This is a genomic window from Ekhidna algicida (assembly GCF_051379705.1).
Classification (GTDB): Bacteria; Bacteroidota; Bacteroidia; order Cytophagales; family Cyclobacteriaceae; genus Ekhidna.
Map to the genome: position 1 here is coordinate 1,457,916 of NZ_CP179868.1, position 16,748 is coordinate 1,474,663.

Annotated in this window: 10 protein-coding genes and 1 riboswitch; of the genes, 6 read left to right on the forward strand and 4 right to left on the reverse strand. The window is 38.7% G+C overall.

All coding sequences use genetic code 11. The features are described from left to right. The first annotated feature begins 113 nt into the window (after positions 1-113). Positions 114-1,538: a trypsin-like peptidase domain-containing protein gene (locus ACL8WY_RS06265; protein ID WP_436517570.1), complete on the forward strand. Its 1,425-nt coding sequence runs from the start codon at positions 114-116 to the stop codon at positions 1,536-1,538. Here ACL8WY_RS06265 and dnaA read toward each other — a convergent pair. Beyond that, the gene (gene dnaA / locus ACL8WY_RS06270) at positions 1,535-2,923 is read right to left on the reverse strand and encodes a chromosomal replication initiator protein DnaA (protein WP_436517571.1); all 1,389 of its coding nucleotides are present in this window, start codon (positions 2,921-2,923) and stop codon (positions 1,535-1,537) included. The genes ACL8WY_RS06265 and dnaA overlap by 4 nt on opposite strands. A 243-nt stretch (positions 2,924-3,166) precedes the next feature. Between dnaA and ACL8WY_RS06275 the strand changes: the two genes are divergently transcribed. From ACL8WY_RS06275 to ACL8WY_RS06290, 4 genes are all read left to right on the forward strand, one after another. After that, on the forward strand, positions 3,167-4,048 hold the full coding sequence (locus ACL8WY_RS06275) for a methylmalonyl-CoA mutase family protein (protein WP_436517572.1): 882 nt from the start codon (positions 3,167-3,169) through the stop codon (positions 4,046-4,048). Continuing rightward, positions 4,048-6,048 (forward strand): methylmalonyl-CoA mutase, encoded by a 2,001-nt coding sequence (gene scpA / locus ACL8WY_RS06280; RefSeq protein ID WP_436517573.1) that lies wholly within the window; start codon positions 4,048-4,050, stop codon positions 6,046-6,048. Before ACL8WY_RS06275 ends, scpA begins: the two co-directional genes overlap by 1 nt. Positions 6,049-6,096: 48 nt before the next feature. Beyond that, complete coding sequence (locus ACL8WY_RS06285) at positions 6,097-10,296, forward strand: CHAT domain-containing protein (RefSeq protein WP_436517574.1); 4,200 nt, start codon at positions 6,097-6,099, stop codon at positions 10,294-10,296. Positions 10,297-10,431: 135 nt separating this feature from the next. After that, complete coding sequence (locus ACL8WY_RS06290) at positions 10,432-11,184, forward strand: ferritin-like domain-containing protein (protein ID WP_436517575.1); 753 nt, start codon at positions 10,432-10,434, stop codon at positions 11,182-11,184. Between the two features lie 61 nt (positions 11,185-11,245). Here ACL8WY_RS06290 and ACL8WY_RS06295 read toward each other — a convergent pair whose 3' ends face one another. After that, positions 11,246-12,184 (reverse strand): hypothetical protein, encoded by a 939-nt coding sequence (locus tag ACL8WY_RS06295; RefSeq protein ID WP_436517576.1) that lies wholly within the window; start codon positions 12,182-12,184, stop codon positions 11,246-11,248. A 33-nt stretch (positions 12,185-12,217) separates the two neighbouring features. Then, complete coding sequence (locus ACL8WY_RS06300) at positions 12,218-13,474, reverse strand: CHASE2 domain-containing protein (protein WP_436517577.1); 1,257 nt, start codon at positions 13,472-13,474, stop codon at positions 12,218-12,220. 137 nt (positions 13,475-13,611) lie between these two features. Between ACL8WY_RS06300 and meaB the strand changes: the two genes are divergently transcribed. Then, positions 13,612-14,601 (forward strand): methylmalonyl Co-A mutase-associated GTPase MeaB, encoded by a 990-nt coding sequence (gene meaB, locus ACL8WY_RS06305; protein ID WP_436517578.1) that lies wholly within the window; start codon positions 13,612-13,614, stop codon positions 14,599-14,601. On the opposite strand, the gene ACL8WY_RS06310 is transcribed toward meaB, so the two are convergent. Next, positions 14,594-16,447, reverse strand: a complete 1,854-nt coding sequence (locus tag ACL8WY_RS06310; protein WP_436517579.1) for a TonB-dependent receptor plug domain-containing protein — start codon at positions 16,445-16,447, stop codon at positions 14,594-14,596. The genes meaB and ACL8WY_RS06310 overlap by 8 nt on opposite strands. A 73-nt stretch (positions 16,448-16,520) precedes the next feature. After that, positions 16,521-16,736, reverse strand: a riboswitch (cobalamin riboswitch). Positions 16,737-16,748: the final 12 nt, after the last annotated feature.

Below are 16,748 nucleotides of genomic sequence, written 5' to 3' on the forward strand. Positions count from 1 at the left end.
TTCTTTTTAAAAAGAACAGTCGGCAAAGGTAAGAGTTTGCATTTTTTAACAATCAGATGGAATCGTTTTTGAAAGAACTAAGTTTAATTTTCGATATAAAAAACTATCAGATCATGGATAAGATCAAAATCATCGCTATTGCATTAATATCAGGAGCATTTGGGGCGTTTATCTTTTCGCAACTAACCAAACCTGAAGTCAATACTTCCGTCGAATATCCATTGAGGGAATTCCCTCCAACTCAAATAAGCAATGTGTCATATTCAACTGCAATCCCTAACGAAAATTTTGTGGAAGCCTCTGAAAAGAGTACGGGCAGTGTGGTTTTTATTCAAACATTAAGTGAGGTGGATTATCGATCTGGTGGTTGGATGGATTGGTTTTTTGAGCCTCGCTCATCTCAACAAATTGGTAGCGGATCAGGTGTGGTATTTGCAGAGGATGGCTATATCGTTACAAATAATCATGTAATTATGGATGCAGATGAAATTACGGTGATAGCCGGAAAAAGAAGTTATCAGGCAGAGTTGGTTGGTAGAGATCCAAGTTCGGACTTGGCTGTAATCAAAATAAATAGTAATGAACTGCCTTCTATTGCTAAAGGAAATTCTGAGCAGGTGAATGTTGGAGAATGGGTACTTGCGGTAGGTAATCCTTTCAATTTGACCTCTACGGTCACTGCAGGTATTGTTAGCGCTAAGGGTAGAAACATCAATATTCTACGTGATAAATTCCCAATCGAGAGTTTTATTCAGACGGACGCTGCGATTAATCCCGGAAATAGTGGTGGAGCTTTAGTGAATGCAAAAGGGGAATTAATAGGCATTAACACTGCTATTTTATCTAGAACCGGATCCTATGCGGGATATGGATTTGCCATTCCGGTCAATATTGTAAAAAAAGTATTCAATGACCTCATCAACTACGGCGAAGTTCAGAAGGCATTCACAGGTGCAGAATTTATTGAAATTGATAGTGAGTTGGCTGACAGGATGGGTGTGGATGATCTTGACGGTGTGATCGTGGCAGAGGTAAAACCGGATAGTCCAGCGGATAAAGCTGGCCTTCTTAAACGTGATGTAATTAGGAAAATCAACAATATTCAAATCACAAACAAGGCCGTTTTGGAGGAGCTTATAGCTAAGAGCTATCCTGGAGATAAACTGATGGTACTAGCAGAGAGAGAAAAGGAAATGATTAATCGTGAGCTTGTTTTAACCAACCGGGAAGGAACCACAAGCATCATTAAAAGAAATGTTTACTATGCAGAAGACTTAGAAGCTAGCTTTGAAAGTGTTTCCAAAGTCGAACGTGATTTACTGGGTATATCTAGTGGAGTTAAAGTTGTTGACTTCAAAAACAATGGATTTTTTGCTAACCTAGGTATCCCTAAGGGTTTTATCATTACTCAGATTAACAGCAGAGCTATTAATAAACCAGAAGAGCTCGCCAAGGCTCTTGAAAACGCTAGAGGGCGATTTGACGTAATTGGAATAGACAGAAGAGGCAGAAAAGTATACTATCCGTTCAGGCGTTAAGCCGTACGCATTTTTAATTTTTTCTTAAGCTCATCCACGGAGTAACGAAACTTTGCGTCTGTATCCATCATATCATTTACAGATTGTAAAGCATGAATTACTGTGCTGTGATCTCTGCCTCCAAAGTGATATCCGATAGACTTCAAGGAATGGTTTGTGTAGTCTTTTGAGAAGTACATCGCAACCTGACGTGCAATCACAATTTCTTTCTTGCGGGTCTTCGCTTTCAAATCATCTTGACCAACATGGAAGTAGTCAGAGACCGTTTTTTGGATATAGTCGATACCTACCTCCGAATCGATCTCTTTTACAATATTCTTAAGAACCTTCTTGGCAAGTTCTAGATTAACTTCTGCTCTCATCAGTGATGCATGAGCGATTAAAGAAACAATTACGCCTTCCAACTCACGAACATTCGTATCAACAGTGTAAGCTATGTATTCGATTACCTCCTCCGGAATATCAATTCCATCTTCTTGAATCTTTCGCTGAATAATTGCCATTCGAGTCTCAAAAGCCGGTTGCTGCAAGTCAGCAGTTAAACCCCATTTAAATCTGGATACCAATCGTTCTTGCAATCCTTTCAAGTCTTTAGGTGCACAATCACTAGTCATCACAATCTGCTTACCCGATTGATGTAAATGATTGAAAATATGAAAGAAGATTTCTTGAGTTTTCTCTTTATCTCTTAGAAATTGAACATCATCCAAAATCAGAATGTCTACTTCTCTGTAATAAGAGATAAAGCTCTGCACATTATTATTCTTGAGCGAGTCAATAAATTGATTCGTGAACTTCTCAGAAGCAACATATATAATCTTCTTCGAAGGATCTTCCTTTTTGATGTAGTTACCAATTCCTTGTACTAGATGTGTCTTGCCAAGACCAACACCTCCATAAATCATTAATGGATTGAAAGATGTGATTCCAGGTTTTTTGGCTACAGCGTATCCTGCAGAACGGCCAAGTCTATTGCAATCTCCTTCAATAAAATTATCAAATGTGTACGTCGGATTTAAATTATTCTCATTCTTGAGATCATCGATAAATGCAGTATTGATACCCTTACTAACACTTCCATTCCTATCAGTTAGGTTGTTGATTTTCAGGGAAGTGCCTCCATTTTTTTTCTTTTCCTCGTTTTGAACGACAACAGAATATTCCAATCTTGCATCTTCACCCATTTCCTTCGCGATCGCTTCTTTGAGAATATGAACATAATGCTCTTCCAACCACTCGTAGAAAAACTGACTTGGAACTTGAATAGTGAGAACGTTTCCTTCTGTCTTTAAGGGATTTATTGGATCAAACCAAGTACTGAAACTTTGATTAGGAATGCGTTCTTTTATATAATCAAGGCAGTTTTTCCAAATTAATTCATGCATCTCCGATTAGAGTTAGTAGTGGTTTATTTTGGCTTAGGTGACCTATCGATTTCTCGAAAGGGCATCAAATATGTTTCAATTTTTTTTCTTAAAAAAATGGTTTTTCTCCTTGATTTTTTCAAAAAGATTCATAGGTTATGCTAAGCCACTTTTCGAAGAAAAAAACTTTGAAAAATGCAATTTTTCTTAACATGCATTTTCTAGCCTAATTTCGTGAACGCATCATCAATAGAATAACAAATTTTGAAAAAATTAGACCTCAACATTTTTCCTCAAATCGATAAGGATCAATGGCTTCAACTTGCTGAGCTTCAGCTTAAAGGCGCCGACCCTTCCAAAGAGCTAGCCTGGACAAATGATGCAAATATTTCATTAGAAGGTTACTATGACCAAAGTGATATTCATGACTTCAAGTACTTGCTAGATTTTTTTTCGGCAATAGATTCTCATCATTGGAAACTATATGAAACGATTGACTGCACTCAACCAACCCAAGCAAACAAAGCTGCGATAGAGGCTTTAGAGGGTGGTTGCGATGGTGTCATTTTAAACAATCCCAGCTTAGAAGACTACCAGGAATTATTGGCTGAAATCAATGTAGAAATTTGTGATATTAGCGTAATAGGTTCTGGAAATTTGAAGCCAAACCCAAAGTTCACCGGTTTTCATTTGTGTCCAAACGGTTCTTGTATTTCATCTCAAGAAAAAAATAATCCAGTAAATCAATTGGGTGAATTGCTTAGTTCGGAAAAGAGCGGAAAGAGCATATACAGAATCGCACATTCGGATTTCTTTCTCGAAATAGCTGCGGTCAGAGCGCTGAGATTTCTTCTTGATCAAAAGGGATTAGTAGATATTCATATTCATTCGCACATCCCTCTGCATACTTCCGAAGAACATCAATGGTTTCTTAATACAACATCCGGACTCGCAAGTATTTTAGGTGGAAGTCACTCTATCGATTTATCAACTGCGAATGGTGATTCTCGTATTAGCAGAAACACAGGAAATTTAATTCGAGAAGAAAGTGGCATTGAAAAATACACTGATCAATGCGGTGGATCCTATTATATCGAGGCATTGACCAATAAAATCATAAAACAAGTAACTGAAAAGTTGAAATAATGAGTGCAAGCAATTTTATACAGGATGGATTTTCAGCTGGTACTCCACCCTTCTTGAGAGGCCCGTATGCAACCATGTATACATCAAGACCTTGGACCATTAGACAATACGCTGGATTTAGCACTGCGGAAGAGTCAAATGCCTTTTACAGAAGGAATTTAGCAGCCGGTCAAAAAGGCCTTTCAGTCGCATTTGACCTGGCTACACATAGAGGTTATGACAGTGACAACCCAAGAGTAAAAGGAGATGTAGGGAAGGCAGGTGTAGCCATTGACTCTGTTGAGGACATGAAAATTCTCTTCGATCAGATTCCATTAGATAAAATGTCGGTTTCTATGACCATGAATGGAGCGGTTATACCAATAATGGCATTCTACATCGTAGCTGCTGAGGAACAAGGTGTCGGGCCTGAATTACTCACAGGTACCATTCAAAATGATATTCTCAAAGAATTCATGGTACGAAATACCTACATCTATCCTCCGTCACAATCCATGCGGATCATTGCGGATATCTTCAAGTTTGCCTCAGAAAAGATGCCCAAGTTCAACTCAATAAGCATTAGTGGTTACCACATGCATGAGGCTGGCGCAACTGCCGAATTGGAAATGGCTTTTACGCTTGCCGATGGTCTGGAATATGTCAGAACAGGTATAAATGCTGGGATAGATATTGATTCTTTTGCGCCAAGACTTTCCTTTTTCTGGGGAATAGGAATGAATTTCTTCACAGAGATAGCGAAGATGCGAGCAGCACGTGTGCTTTGGGCAAGGATTATAAAGGACTTTAATCCTAAAAATGAAAAATCCATGGCTTTGCGTACGCATAGCCAGACATCAGGATATAGCCTTACGGCACAAGACCCTTATAACAACGTAGCACGAACGACGATAGAAGCTCTGGCAGCCGTTCTAGGTCATACCCAATCATTACATACCAACGCGCTCGATGAAGCGATAGCACTCCCAACTGATTTTTCGGCGAAAATTGCCAGAAATACACAACTCTATCTTCAGAAAGAGACCAATGTTACTAAGGTTGTTGATCCAATGGGCGGCTCCAGACATGTCGAAAAACTCACCAATGATTTGATCAACAGAAGTTGGGAAATCATTCAAGAGGTGGAGGCGATGGGCGGAATGTCGAAAGCAATAGAGGAAGGGTATCCCAAAATGAAAATAGAAGAGGCCGCTGCGCAAAAACAAGCTCGAATTGATTCTGGAGTGGAATCGATTATTGGAGTCAACAAGTTTGTAACGGATGCCAAGACAGAAATTGAACTTCTTGAAGTTGATAATAATCAGGTGAGGTTAAAACAGATTGAGCGAATCAATCAAATCAAATCAAATCGCAACGAAGAACAAGTTCAGCAGGCACTTAAAAATCTTGAAAATGGGGCTAATTCAAATGGCAACTTGCTTGAACTAGCCATTGCTGCTGCGCGGGATCGAGCTACATTAGGTGAGATCTCACTTGCGATGGAAAAAGTTTTTGGTAGATTTCAAGCTACAAACAGAACGATATCAGGTGTGTATTCTTCAGCAATAAAAAATAATGAGGATTTTAAAAATGCGTTAAGCTTGTCAGACAAGTTTGAAGAATTAGACGGAAGGAGACCTAGGATATTAATTGCCAAGATGGGTCAGGACGGTCACGACAGGGGAGCAAAAGTGATCGCTACCTCTTTTGCAGATTTGGGATTTGATGTTGACATAGGTCCATTATTTCAAACACCTGAAGAAGTAGCTAAACAAGCTATAGAAAATGACGTACACATTGTGGGAGCATCTTCGCTTGCGGGAGGACATAAGACACTAATTCCAGAACTTATTGAGGAATTAAGAAAATTAGGTAGAGGAGATATCCTGGTTGTTGCCGGAGGCATAATACCCGAAAATGACCATGAGGAGCTCTTTTCAAAAGGAGTCACTGATATTTTTGGTCCGGGAACAATTATTTCAAAAGCAGCTATAAAAATTCTTAACACTCTGATGGCCTGATAGTTCAGGCAATTTGATAACTTTATTCATCTGAAAATCCAATTCAATATGAAAAACTTCCAATCCGCCATGGTTGTAATTCTGATGCTATGCGTCGGTCTTGCCAATGCTCAATATCAGAAAACGATAGAAAAAGCAGATGAAAAATATGAGTCAGGGGATTACTCTTCTGCACGAAATCAAATCGCCGGGCTTAAGAAAAAAGCAACCAAGAGCCTGGGATACAACAATCCCTACAATGCAATAGCGCTCGTTAAGGAAGCCAAGATAAATGTGGGACTGGGAGAGTTAGTGGATGTGATGAAGCCACTGGAGGAAGCTATTGCCATGAGCGAAGAAGTAAATGGCACTCAAAGTGCGGAACATGCATTTATTCTCATGGAGGCTTCTGAGGTATTGATTGCGTACGGAAACTTCCTGCTAGCAAGTCAATATATAGAGAAGGCAACCGAAGCATTTCAAGCATCCGGATCGCTAATTGAGGATATTAAATCTTCTTTAGATGTTCAGCGTGCTCAAGTTCTAGCGGGCAAGGGATTCTACAGTGGCGCTATCAAGTTGGTTGATGAACAAACAGATTATTATCTAGGTCGTGCGCTTTCATCTGAAGGAGATAAGGATGAGCAGGAAGATCGCAAAGAGGAGTTTGCTAAAATGATGATTGTAAAAGCCAACTCTTTACGAAATATGGGAGATTACCAATCTGCGGATTCAGCATTTATTACTAACCTCAATTGGGTTGACGACAATATGAAGAAAACACATTTATTGTGGGCGGCTAATGCTTACTTAAATGCCAAACTGCTAGAGGAGAATGGACTCGCTGTAGAAGCTCAAGCCAAATTATACGAAGATGCATATATCCAGGCCATCAGAAAGTACGATTTATCACACAACACAGTGATGACCATGCAGGCAAGTCTCATGAGGGCATTATACAGAAATGGACAAACTGCACGCTTCAAAATAGTTAACGCAGATTTTAAGAAGTCTCTGAAAGAGTTTAAAAAGACCAGTATTTTCAACCTTGCTGAAGATAAGATGGATCTGACCTTTGATCTGGATGACCAAAACATCAAAAAGATTGAAGATAAGATCAACAAAATGCTGAGTGATCCCTCAATTCCAAAGTACCACAGTGAGCGTATCGAATTACTCGAACTAGCTAAAATGGTAGCTCTATATGCAGGCAGACATAAGAATACAGAAGCCTATGATACAGAAATCCTAAAAATCAAGGAATTTTTACTAGGTCCCGAGTCCCCTGAGTATCATTTAACAAAAGTAAAACTGGCTAATTATTATGTGGATTTTACGGATAAGTTTGCTGAGGCAAAACAAATCTATGACGAGAGTTTTCATTCTATTGTAGAGCCAGAGATCACCAAAGGTCACATCGATTATCTGGACATCATGAACCATCTGGCTAAGTTTTATGAAGAAACAGATAACTACTCCCAAGCATCCGTGATTCTTGATGATGCATTGCTTGCAGCCCGCGTAAAATACGATAATGAGGACATTGAATACGGCAAGGAATTAGAGAAAATCGCCGGTCTTCAAATCAACATTGGAGAGTACGAAAAGGCAACCACAAATTTGGAAGAAGCCATCCGGATTATGGAGGCAGTAAAATCTGACGAGTCTAAAAGCTACCTAGCATCTGCTTTTATCACCAAAGCAAAGCTCCTTTCTATCAAGGGAGAATATGATGATGCAGAAGATCATATTTATGATTCTGAAGATCTACGAGAACAAGGAGCATTGATCATTGATGTGACCGGGTTAAGCTATCAAGATGACCTTGGAGGCCTTTTCACAAATATTGGTCGGTATTCAGACGCTACCGATCTTTTAACAGAATCATTGAAAGAAAAAACAAATCAATTTGGGAATAGTAGCAGGCACCTTAATTGGACTTTGGTGCTGAATGCACGACTCAATTTGATCAAAGGAGATTATACTCAAGCAGAACAGCAAGCTAGAAGAGCCAACACAATAGCTATAAGCACATTCGGAGAAAACTCATCAAAAGTTGTTCCCTCGCTGCTTCAGCTTGCGGATGTTTACACAACCATTGGTGATTATGATAAAGCGGAATCCTTGCTTAAAAATGCAATTCGTATCCAGAAAGAGAAATTTGGACCTGATCATGTTGATGTAGGAAAGTCTACCTCTAACTTAGCCCTGGTCTATTTCTACCAAGATAAGCCACTAACTCAAATTCAATCTCTCTTTCAAGAAGCAGAGAAAATCATCGGTAAAAAGTTAGGATCAAATAACCCCACTTACGCAGTAATTCTAAAAAACATGGCCATTGCTAACATTGCTGCCGGGAACTATTCTCTTGCTTTTACCTATTTGAATCAGGCTGAAAGTATTTGGAAGAATAAAATTGGTAAGCGAAACAATATCAATGCGGCCACTGCACTGGTTTTAAAAGGAGACATCTTTTACAAACAGAAGAATTATCCCGAAGCAGAGGAGTATTATGAAGATGCACAAAGGCAGTATCAGCGAGTATTTAGTAACACACACCCTGAGTATGTGAAAGTACAGTCCAAGCTGAGCAAAACGTACTTCATGCAGGCCCGCTATAAAGATTCGCAAGACGAAATGGAAGGGGTTTTAGCAAACTACAAGAACTTTATAAAAGAGTACTTCCCTGCGCTAAGTGAACGTGAGAAAGCAAAATTCTGGAATACAATCAAAGGCGACTATGAATTTTACAATACACTTATTGTATCTCGAAATAGAAGTGCTAAGTATATAGGTGAGCTGTACAACAATGCGCTCTTAACAAAAGCACTTCTTCTTAACTCCTCAATAAAGGTGCGTCAACGAATCATGAGTAGTAATGATCAGGAGTTGATTGATATGTACACCAAGTGGGTTGAAGACAAGGAACTTTTAACTGCCGCTCTATCCATGAGCATTCAGGATCTTCAGGAAGGTGGCATTAACATGGAAGAGCTCTCGACCAATGTCGAATTGCTGGAGAAAAATATCAGTTTGAAATCAGAACTATTCTCGCAAAGCGCAGATAGCAAACAAGTTGAATGGGAAGATGTAAAAGGTGCACTAGGAGATAATGAAGTTGCCATTGAAATGGTACGTTTCAGACTATTTGATCATGCGTTTACAGATTCAATCATGTATGCTTTGCTATATGTACAAGGTGATAAAAAATCTGAACCTAAGATGATCTTACTAGACAATGGAGAAGAACTTGAAAACAAATACTTGAAAACTTATCGAAACAGTATTAAGTACAAAATACAAGATAAGTACTCATACGAGCAGTTCTGGCAACCAATAGAAAATGAATTGGGTGCAATTTCCACTCTTTATTTATCTCCAGATGGTGTTTACAATCAGATCAACCTAGAGGCGATCCCAACACCAGATGGGAAATACGTACTTGACAATTCGAATATTCTTTTGATTAGCAATACGAAAGACCTTTTTATGAACAAAATAAAAACAAAGGTCGTAGCAGAAAAGGAATACGCGATGATGTTTGGTAATCCTGAGTTCTATCTCAATACACAGCCTGGAAAGCCACTCGCCACATCGGGTCTTACACGCTCCACAGCTGAGGTGGTGTCACCTCTCCCCGGAACAAAAGAAGAGATAGATGAATTGGATGACTTGTTGGATCGTAAAGGATGGTCTACAGATAAGTTTACCGAGATGGATGCTAGTGAAGCGAAAATTAAACTGGTGACTAATCCACGTGTTTTCCATGTTGCAACTCATGGTTTCTTTAAAGAAGCAACCAAAGCAAGCAACATAGATCAGGAATACAACGAGTCAGCTGCTTATGACAATCCGCTATTGAAAACAGGATTATTACTTGCCGGCGCTGGAGATATCCTGAATCAAACCCAATTCAACTACAATGTTGATAATGGTATTCTTACAGCTTATGAAGCCATGAACTTAAACTTAGATCAAACAGACCTGGTTGTGCTTTCTGCCTGTGAGACAGGACTTGGAGAAGTCCAGGCAGGTGAAGGTGTATTTGGCTTGCAGCGTGCGTTTCTGGTAGCGGGGGCAAGAACAATCATCATGTCATTATTTAAAGTAAGTGATGAGGCGACCCAACAGCTCATGGTGAAGTTCTACAGGAAGTGGATTGAAACCGGAGATAAACGTCAGGCATTTATTGACGCGAAAAAAGAAATACGAAATGAATACAACGATCCAATCTATTGGGGTCCTTTCGTAATGATTGGGTTAGATTAATAATCAAAGAAGCTAAGTAATCCAAAAGGGTGCCTAATTGGGCGCCCTTTTTTTATGCCTAACTCTTTAATTTCCTAAATAGTGTTAATAAATCGATCTACCATCGATGATGATCGTTATTGATCAAAAACTCTCATGATTCATACTTCATTATTTTGGAAGAACCACTTTGAACATAATCTCAATATTCAGCGTGTTGATTGGAGCATACAACCCAATATTAACAATGCTGAAAAGCAAGAAATCCTTTATTCACTCAGAGCTTGGCAGCTAGGTGAGACAAGTGATGGTTCTCATCTTTTATCAGCGGCAATGAAATATGCCAAAAGAATTGAAGAGCCTACTTATCCTAATGCTGTAAAGCTATTTATTAAAGAAGAGCAAAAACATGGCAGTAATCTGGGCCGATACATAGATCTCATCGGAGAAGAAAGGATGGAAAAAGACTGGGGGGATTCAATATTTCGAAAAATAAGGTACTTCAACACAAGTATGGAGCTTTGGACAATTACTGTGATAATTGTAGAATACGCTGCTCAAATATTCTACAAAGCTTTGAGCAATGCTACTAATTGCCAGTTACTCAAATCTATATGCAAAGACATTCTCATAGATGAAGCTCATCATATCAAGTTTCAAAATGAACGCCTCTATCAAATTTTTAGGAAGAAGAGTTTTTACAGCAAAGCATTTAGTATTGGGTGGTATGGTATCCTATTTTTCGGAACCGTTCATGCAGTCTGGACTGGTCATAGCAAAGCATTTAAGGCGGGAGGTGTTGATAAGAAAGAATTCATGCAAAGAATGTATTACAAGTTTTTCACTAGCATGAAGTTTTGTCATTCATATTTTCAGGAGGTTGATGCAAAATGTCTGATGCATGTTTAACAAAAAACCCTGATCCATCAGGATCAGGGTTTCCGAAAATTGGTTTCTATTTTATAAGGACTTATTCAGTCTCTTTATAAACTTTGATTCCGTTTCTTTCGATGATATCCTTCTTCAAGATTTTAAAATCTTCTACATCTGGATTCATCTGGATTGCTTGCTCGATAGCAGTTAATGCATCTACAATTAATCCGTTTTCTTCATAGAAAGAAGCATAGATTACTTTGTTAAGCGGACTATCTTCATCTACTTCAGCTTTCAAGCTATTCAATCCTTCTGCGTATTGAGCAGGATTTTCAGGTCGCTTGATCGCAATATCTCCAGAGGATACATCCTGATTTTCTTTAGCTCTCACATTGATGATCCAAAGACCTTCTTCGTTCTGCATTTGCTCCGACGTGAAGTCTAACTCAACAGAATTCCCTGTTACTTCCTCTTTCATAATTTCTTCATCGAAGATGTTTTTCACTGTAACAATGAAAACATTTTCTTCCATGTCATCAAGTACATCCCATGTTACAATAGCCTTATCTCCCAAAACACTAGCATCTTCTGCCGGGATCAATGCTTTGATTTGCTCATCTCCAGCAAGCGCTCTTTTAGCAGCTCCTGTAGCGTTTAGCCTTTGTCTGTAATTAGGCTGTTCTTTTTCATTCATTTTGTTGGCTAAGAACTTTGCATATCTGCTAGATACACTTGCAGATTTAGTATTAACCATTTTAGCTAAATCAGACACTTTTTTAGTTCCTGGTGTACGAACCTCTAAAGTTTTACCTGATTTGTGCATCAAACCAATGTATGCACCTTGCGAAGCAATCAATTGATCGCCATCGCTAAGTGTAGCTCCTGTTTTAAGAGCAACGGCAGCAGACGCACCTTCTTTTTTAACTTTATTTTGACCTTTGTTGGCCAAAACTCTAAATGTATAGCCTTGTCCGTTGGCAACTCCAACTACAAAAACAAACATTATTGTGATAGCAATAGAAACAAACTTTCTCATAATAATTCCAGTAATATTTGGCGTTCAAAAAATTTATAATCGTGATACTTTAAATAATTCTTTTCTTCCTTCTTTGGAGAGTGAATTTTTCACCACTCCGAAAAATACTTCCAGGCCATCGCCCGAAATTGCTACTGCGAACAGTAGATATGTAAGATCCAATTTGACACTGTACAAGTCCATCATATAAACCATGATGTAAATAATCCCAACGAACTCAACCGCTTGAATCAATTTAGTGATTCCGTCATACCACTTGGGTAGCTTTTTATAAATCCATGTGAACATCATGATATTGATAAAAAGTCCGATGATCATCACTATCCATTTTTGCCAATCCTTTAAATAAAAGATATAATCTTCATTTAAAACCATCGACACAATGTTGGCATGAATGACTCCTCCATACATGTCTGGAAATGCTCTTCCAACATAAGTACCATTTAATGGGGTGAAAAACTTATCTTCAAAATTTTCTCTATCACCTAATTCTTCCCCCAGAAAACAGAAAATAACCACTTTGTCTTTAATGATTTCTGGTATAAAATTCCCATTGTAAATATCCCATACGTCAAGAGCAAAATACTTATTTCCAAACTTTGTCGCTCCATAGTCGAGAACATTACCACGATAGTTAATTACTTCTTTTTCATTTCCTCTATTAAGAAACTTTTCAGCTTTTTCAGCTGATAGATAACTTGATAAAGTAACTCCAAAAGAAACATGGTTGCTCCCATCTAGTAGATCTAACTGCGGTGGGAATTCTCTACACATTTTCAAATCTTCCTGTACTTCTGCATCTGTAATCAGATTAGCAAAAGCTGGTACAGCATTGTAAGTAAAAAAAGGATGCGACCATTCTACTGAATCCTGAATTTCAGAAGTGTTGTTGAGTGAATAAGATAATTTATTCACCATAACCAAATTCTCAACTCGCCCTAAAGCTTCAGCCAACATGATGTCTCCCAGTGTATCTTCCTTCAAATAATCGAATATCAAATCGACACCGATAACAGCTGGATCATACTTACTGATTGAATCTAAAAGAATTGCGATTCCTGCTCTTGGCTCTAACCCCACATTTACCATTACTACATTTTCGTCAGCTACTGGATCATCCAGAAGTTGCGAAAAGTAAATATCTGTAAACTCCATGTCACCAAAGGCATCTCCAATTGGATCAAATATGTCAAAGATCTTTGCTTTCGAGACTACTGTTCCTACGAACAGCATCAAGCCCATAATAAAAATTGTTCCGAGAATTACATCTTGCCAGAATCTTCTAAACATTATCTAATTGTTGGTAGGTTAGTCAGTTAAGATTATATATGCAATTAAAACATTTCTCACTAACGATCACAATCGACATATTAGAAGAATTCAATTTTTTCTTCAAATTACGCAATAAAAACTTTAATAATCGTCTTATGGATTCAACTTTTCGGCGAACACCTGATATTCATCTACAAGACTTAATAAATGGCCTATTGCACGGGAATAGGGTTTTTTTGAGTAGAGCCATCACTTTAGTGGAAAGCAAAAGGGCTGATGATCGTAAGTTGAGCGCTGAATTGATAGACAAAATCATAAATACTAGACAGGAATCGCTAAGAATTGGTATCACTGGTGTTCCTGGTGTGGGTAAAAGTACTTTCATTGAAGCCTTTGGAAAGATGCTAACCAACATGGGAAAGAAGGTGGCTGTGTTGTCCATCGACCCGAGTAGTCATCGAACTAAGGGGAGCATCCTTGGTGATAAAACAAGAATGGATGAATTATCAAGAGATCCAAACGCATACATCCGCCCATCTGCATCAGGCTCCAGCTTAGGAGGTGTAGCTTCCAGCACCCGTGAGGCAATATTACTTTGCGAGGCAGCTGGTTTTGAGGTCATTATCATAGAAACTGTTGGTGTGGGTCAAAGTGAGACAGTCGTCAAGGATATGGTTGATTATTTTTTGCTGCTGATGCTAGCCGGTGGTGGAGATGAACTTCAGGGAATTAAGCGAGGAATTATGGAAATGGCAGATCACATCCTTATAAACAAGGCTGATAAGGAAAATCTAAAAGCTGCAAAAAGAGCTAAGGACGATTACAAAAATGCCGTCCATTTATTTCCACCTAATGAGTCAAATTGGGTTGTTCCGGTTGGCCTATGCTCTGCTACCGAAAAAACAGGAATAGAAGCTATATGGGAAGAAATTGAGAAATATGAAAATCACACAAGATCCAACGGTTGGTTTGAAGAAAACAGGAAGAGACAAGCGATCAAGTGGTTCCATGAGCGAATTCATGCTCGGCTGGAAGATAGCTTTTACGGCCAACCTTCGATAAAAGAGGAAATTAAAAAAAGGGAGGAGCTTATCTCCTCCCAAAAAATATCTGTGCGCAAAGCTGTTGAAGAATTGTTTAATTAAAACTGTACCTCAAACCCGCATTGTAGTTTCTTCCAATTGCGGTGAATCCGTATTGAGCAATGAAGTCTTCATCAAAAATATTATTTACTGCAACTGATATCGTTAACCTTTTAAGCTGATAGGCAGCAAAGAAATCTACTAAATCAAAACTTGCTGTTTCAATGATTTCTGTTGCAAATGTGCTTGGATTGAAAAACGGTTGATTTCTATCTCCTGTATGTAAATATGACGTTTTTAGCGATAGAGCACGGATTGGCTTGTAGTTAACCGATACGCCGTATTTATGCTCAGGAATCCTGAAAAGCACACTTTCATCCAACAATCTCACATAGGTATAATTACCAGTCAAACTCACTTGTTCACTCCAGGTAAACTCGCCATTCAATTCTATTCCATCTGTGTTGATTTCACCACCAGCATTTTCATATCCATTTACTCCAAATACGATTAGATTTTCATCTCTCCTTCGATAGTAAACGGCCTCAAATTTGAATGTATCACCAAAAAAAGATACTCCGCCTTCTATAGACTCAGATTCCTCAGGTTGCAATCCTTGATTAGCGCCAAAAGGTCCAAAAAGCTGGAAAAGAGATGGAGTGATGAATGAGGTTGAATAGGAAGAAAAGATTTTTAAATCCAATGAATTGAATGAGAGCAAATAAGAAGGATTGATGTTATAGACAAAGTTTGATCCGTACTCGCTATGCTGATTTAATCTACCACCGACTTGTACATTAAAATCTGATTGAGCATAAATCAAACTCGCATAAGGATCTATTAGACTAAAATCCGTCTCTTCAACATCTTGTTGAGAATATGCCAGTTTTTGAAAGTTCACACCTCCAATCAATTTCAAATTATCTTTCAAATTTTGATCTACAAGTATTTCTGCCTGAATATTGTCTGCATCATATTCTGTAGTTGGCGAAAAACCAGCCGGTGTATTGAAGAATCTATTCAGCTTAGAGAAAAATAAATCAGTTTTGATTTTTGTTTGCCCTACCTTAATCTTCGATGAAAGACCGTATCTCCACTGTTGATAATCAGCGGTGTTGTCAGGCGAATCGGTGAATTCCGCTACATCGAAATCATACCCAAAATCATCTAATGCGCCTGTAAATGATAATGAAATATCATCTGAAAGCTCATATCCTATCTTAGCCAAGGTATTGAAGCCTTCAAAACCATCATTATCAAAATTGCCACTACCGGACTCATCCAACGCAGCTGAAAACCCATCCGAACGCTTGTATCCCAGGTTGAATAAGTAACTGACCGACCCAATCTTTTCAGTAAGATTTAAGTTATGACGCACAGTATTAAAGCTGCCGTACTCTAATCCAACAGATCCGTCAATCCCGTTTTTACTTGCTTGCTTCAAGGTGATGTTTATCACACCCGCGGCAGCTCCGGTTCCATAAAGCGTACTTAGTCCTCCTTTTAGAATCTCTATTGATTCAACTTGACTTAAATCGATCAAACGCAAATCATACGTCTGATCGATGCCCGAGGGATCATTAAATGGGATTCCATCAACCAAGATGAGAGTACTCTTGCTTGAAGCGCCTCGAATGAAATAGCTGATATTCGTGCCTAATGGGCCGAAATTTCCATCCATTTGCAATCCTGGGACATTGTTGAGTATATCTGTAACACTTCTGCTGCCACTTTCCTCAATGTCCTTTCTTGTAATCTTGAAAATAGATTTACCCGATTTTTCGACAGGAATTTCAGTTTTGGTGCCTGTGATCACCACTTCATCCAACTGGACGGTCTTGAGGGAGTCCTGCGCCTTGACAGTCCATCCCATGCACGCAAGTGCAATGATTAATTGTAGTTTTCTCATAGTTGTTTTGATACTATGAGCCTCGTAGAAAGAATGGAGTTAACCCCTTCCTCTGCCTTCACCCGAAGCTTAGAATTAAAAAATTGATTTGGCAGGTCTCCTGGCTTGTCTCGTTTTTGGCTTCCTTCCCATCCATTTAAGGACAGTGGAATAGATATGGCCAAAACATTCTAAAGACTTACAGTTGCGGGGACAGCTCTCGAATTTCAACCTTAAATCGATCACGAGATTCCCTATTAATTCTCCTCCATCCATTGATGGAATTGAAACCAAGTCAAGGGCAAATCTAAGCAACTTACCG

Excerpts from the sequence above, each read along its gene's own strand:
- meaB (WP_436517578.1), top strand. The coding sequence starts at position 13,612 with ATGGATTCAACTTTTCGGCGAACACCTGATATTCATCTACAAGACTTA.
- ACL8WY_RS06265 (WP_436517570.1), top strand. The coding sequence starts at position 114 with ATGGATAAGATCAAAATCATCGCTATTGCATTAATATCAGGAGCATTT.
- ACL8WY_RS06285 (WP_436517574.1), top strand. The coding sequence starts at position 6,097 with ATGAAAAACTTCCAATCCGCCATGGTTGTAATTCTGATGCTATGCGTC.
- ACL8WY_RS06295 (WP_436517576.1), bottom strand. The coding sequence starts at position 12,184 with ATGAGAAAGTTTGTTTCTATTGCTATCACAATAATGTTTGTTTTTGTA.
- ACL8WY_RS06310 (WP_436517579.1), bottom strand. The coding sequence starts at position 16,447 with ATGAGAAAACTACAATTAATCATTGCACTTGCGTGCATGGGATGGACT.
- ACL8WY_RS06290 (WP_436517575.1), top strand. The coding sequence starts at position 10,432 with ATGATTCATACTTCATTATTTTGGAAGAACCACTTTGAACATAATCTC.
- ACL8WY_RS06300 (WP_436517577.1), bottom strand. The coding sequence starts at position 13,474 with ATGTTTAGAAGATTCTGGCAAGATGTAATTCTCGGAACAATTTTTATT.
- dnaA (WP_436517571.1), bottom strand. The coding sequence starts at position 2,923 with ATGCATGAATTAATTTGGAAAAACTGCCTTGATTATATAAAAGAACGC.
- scpA (WP_436517573.1), top strand. The coding sequence starts at position 4,048 with ATGAGTGCAAGCAATTTTATACAGGATGGATTTTCAGCTGGTACTCCA.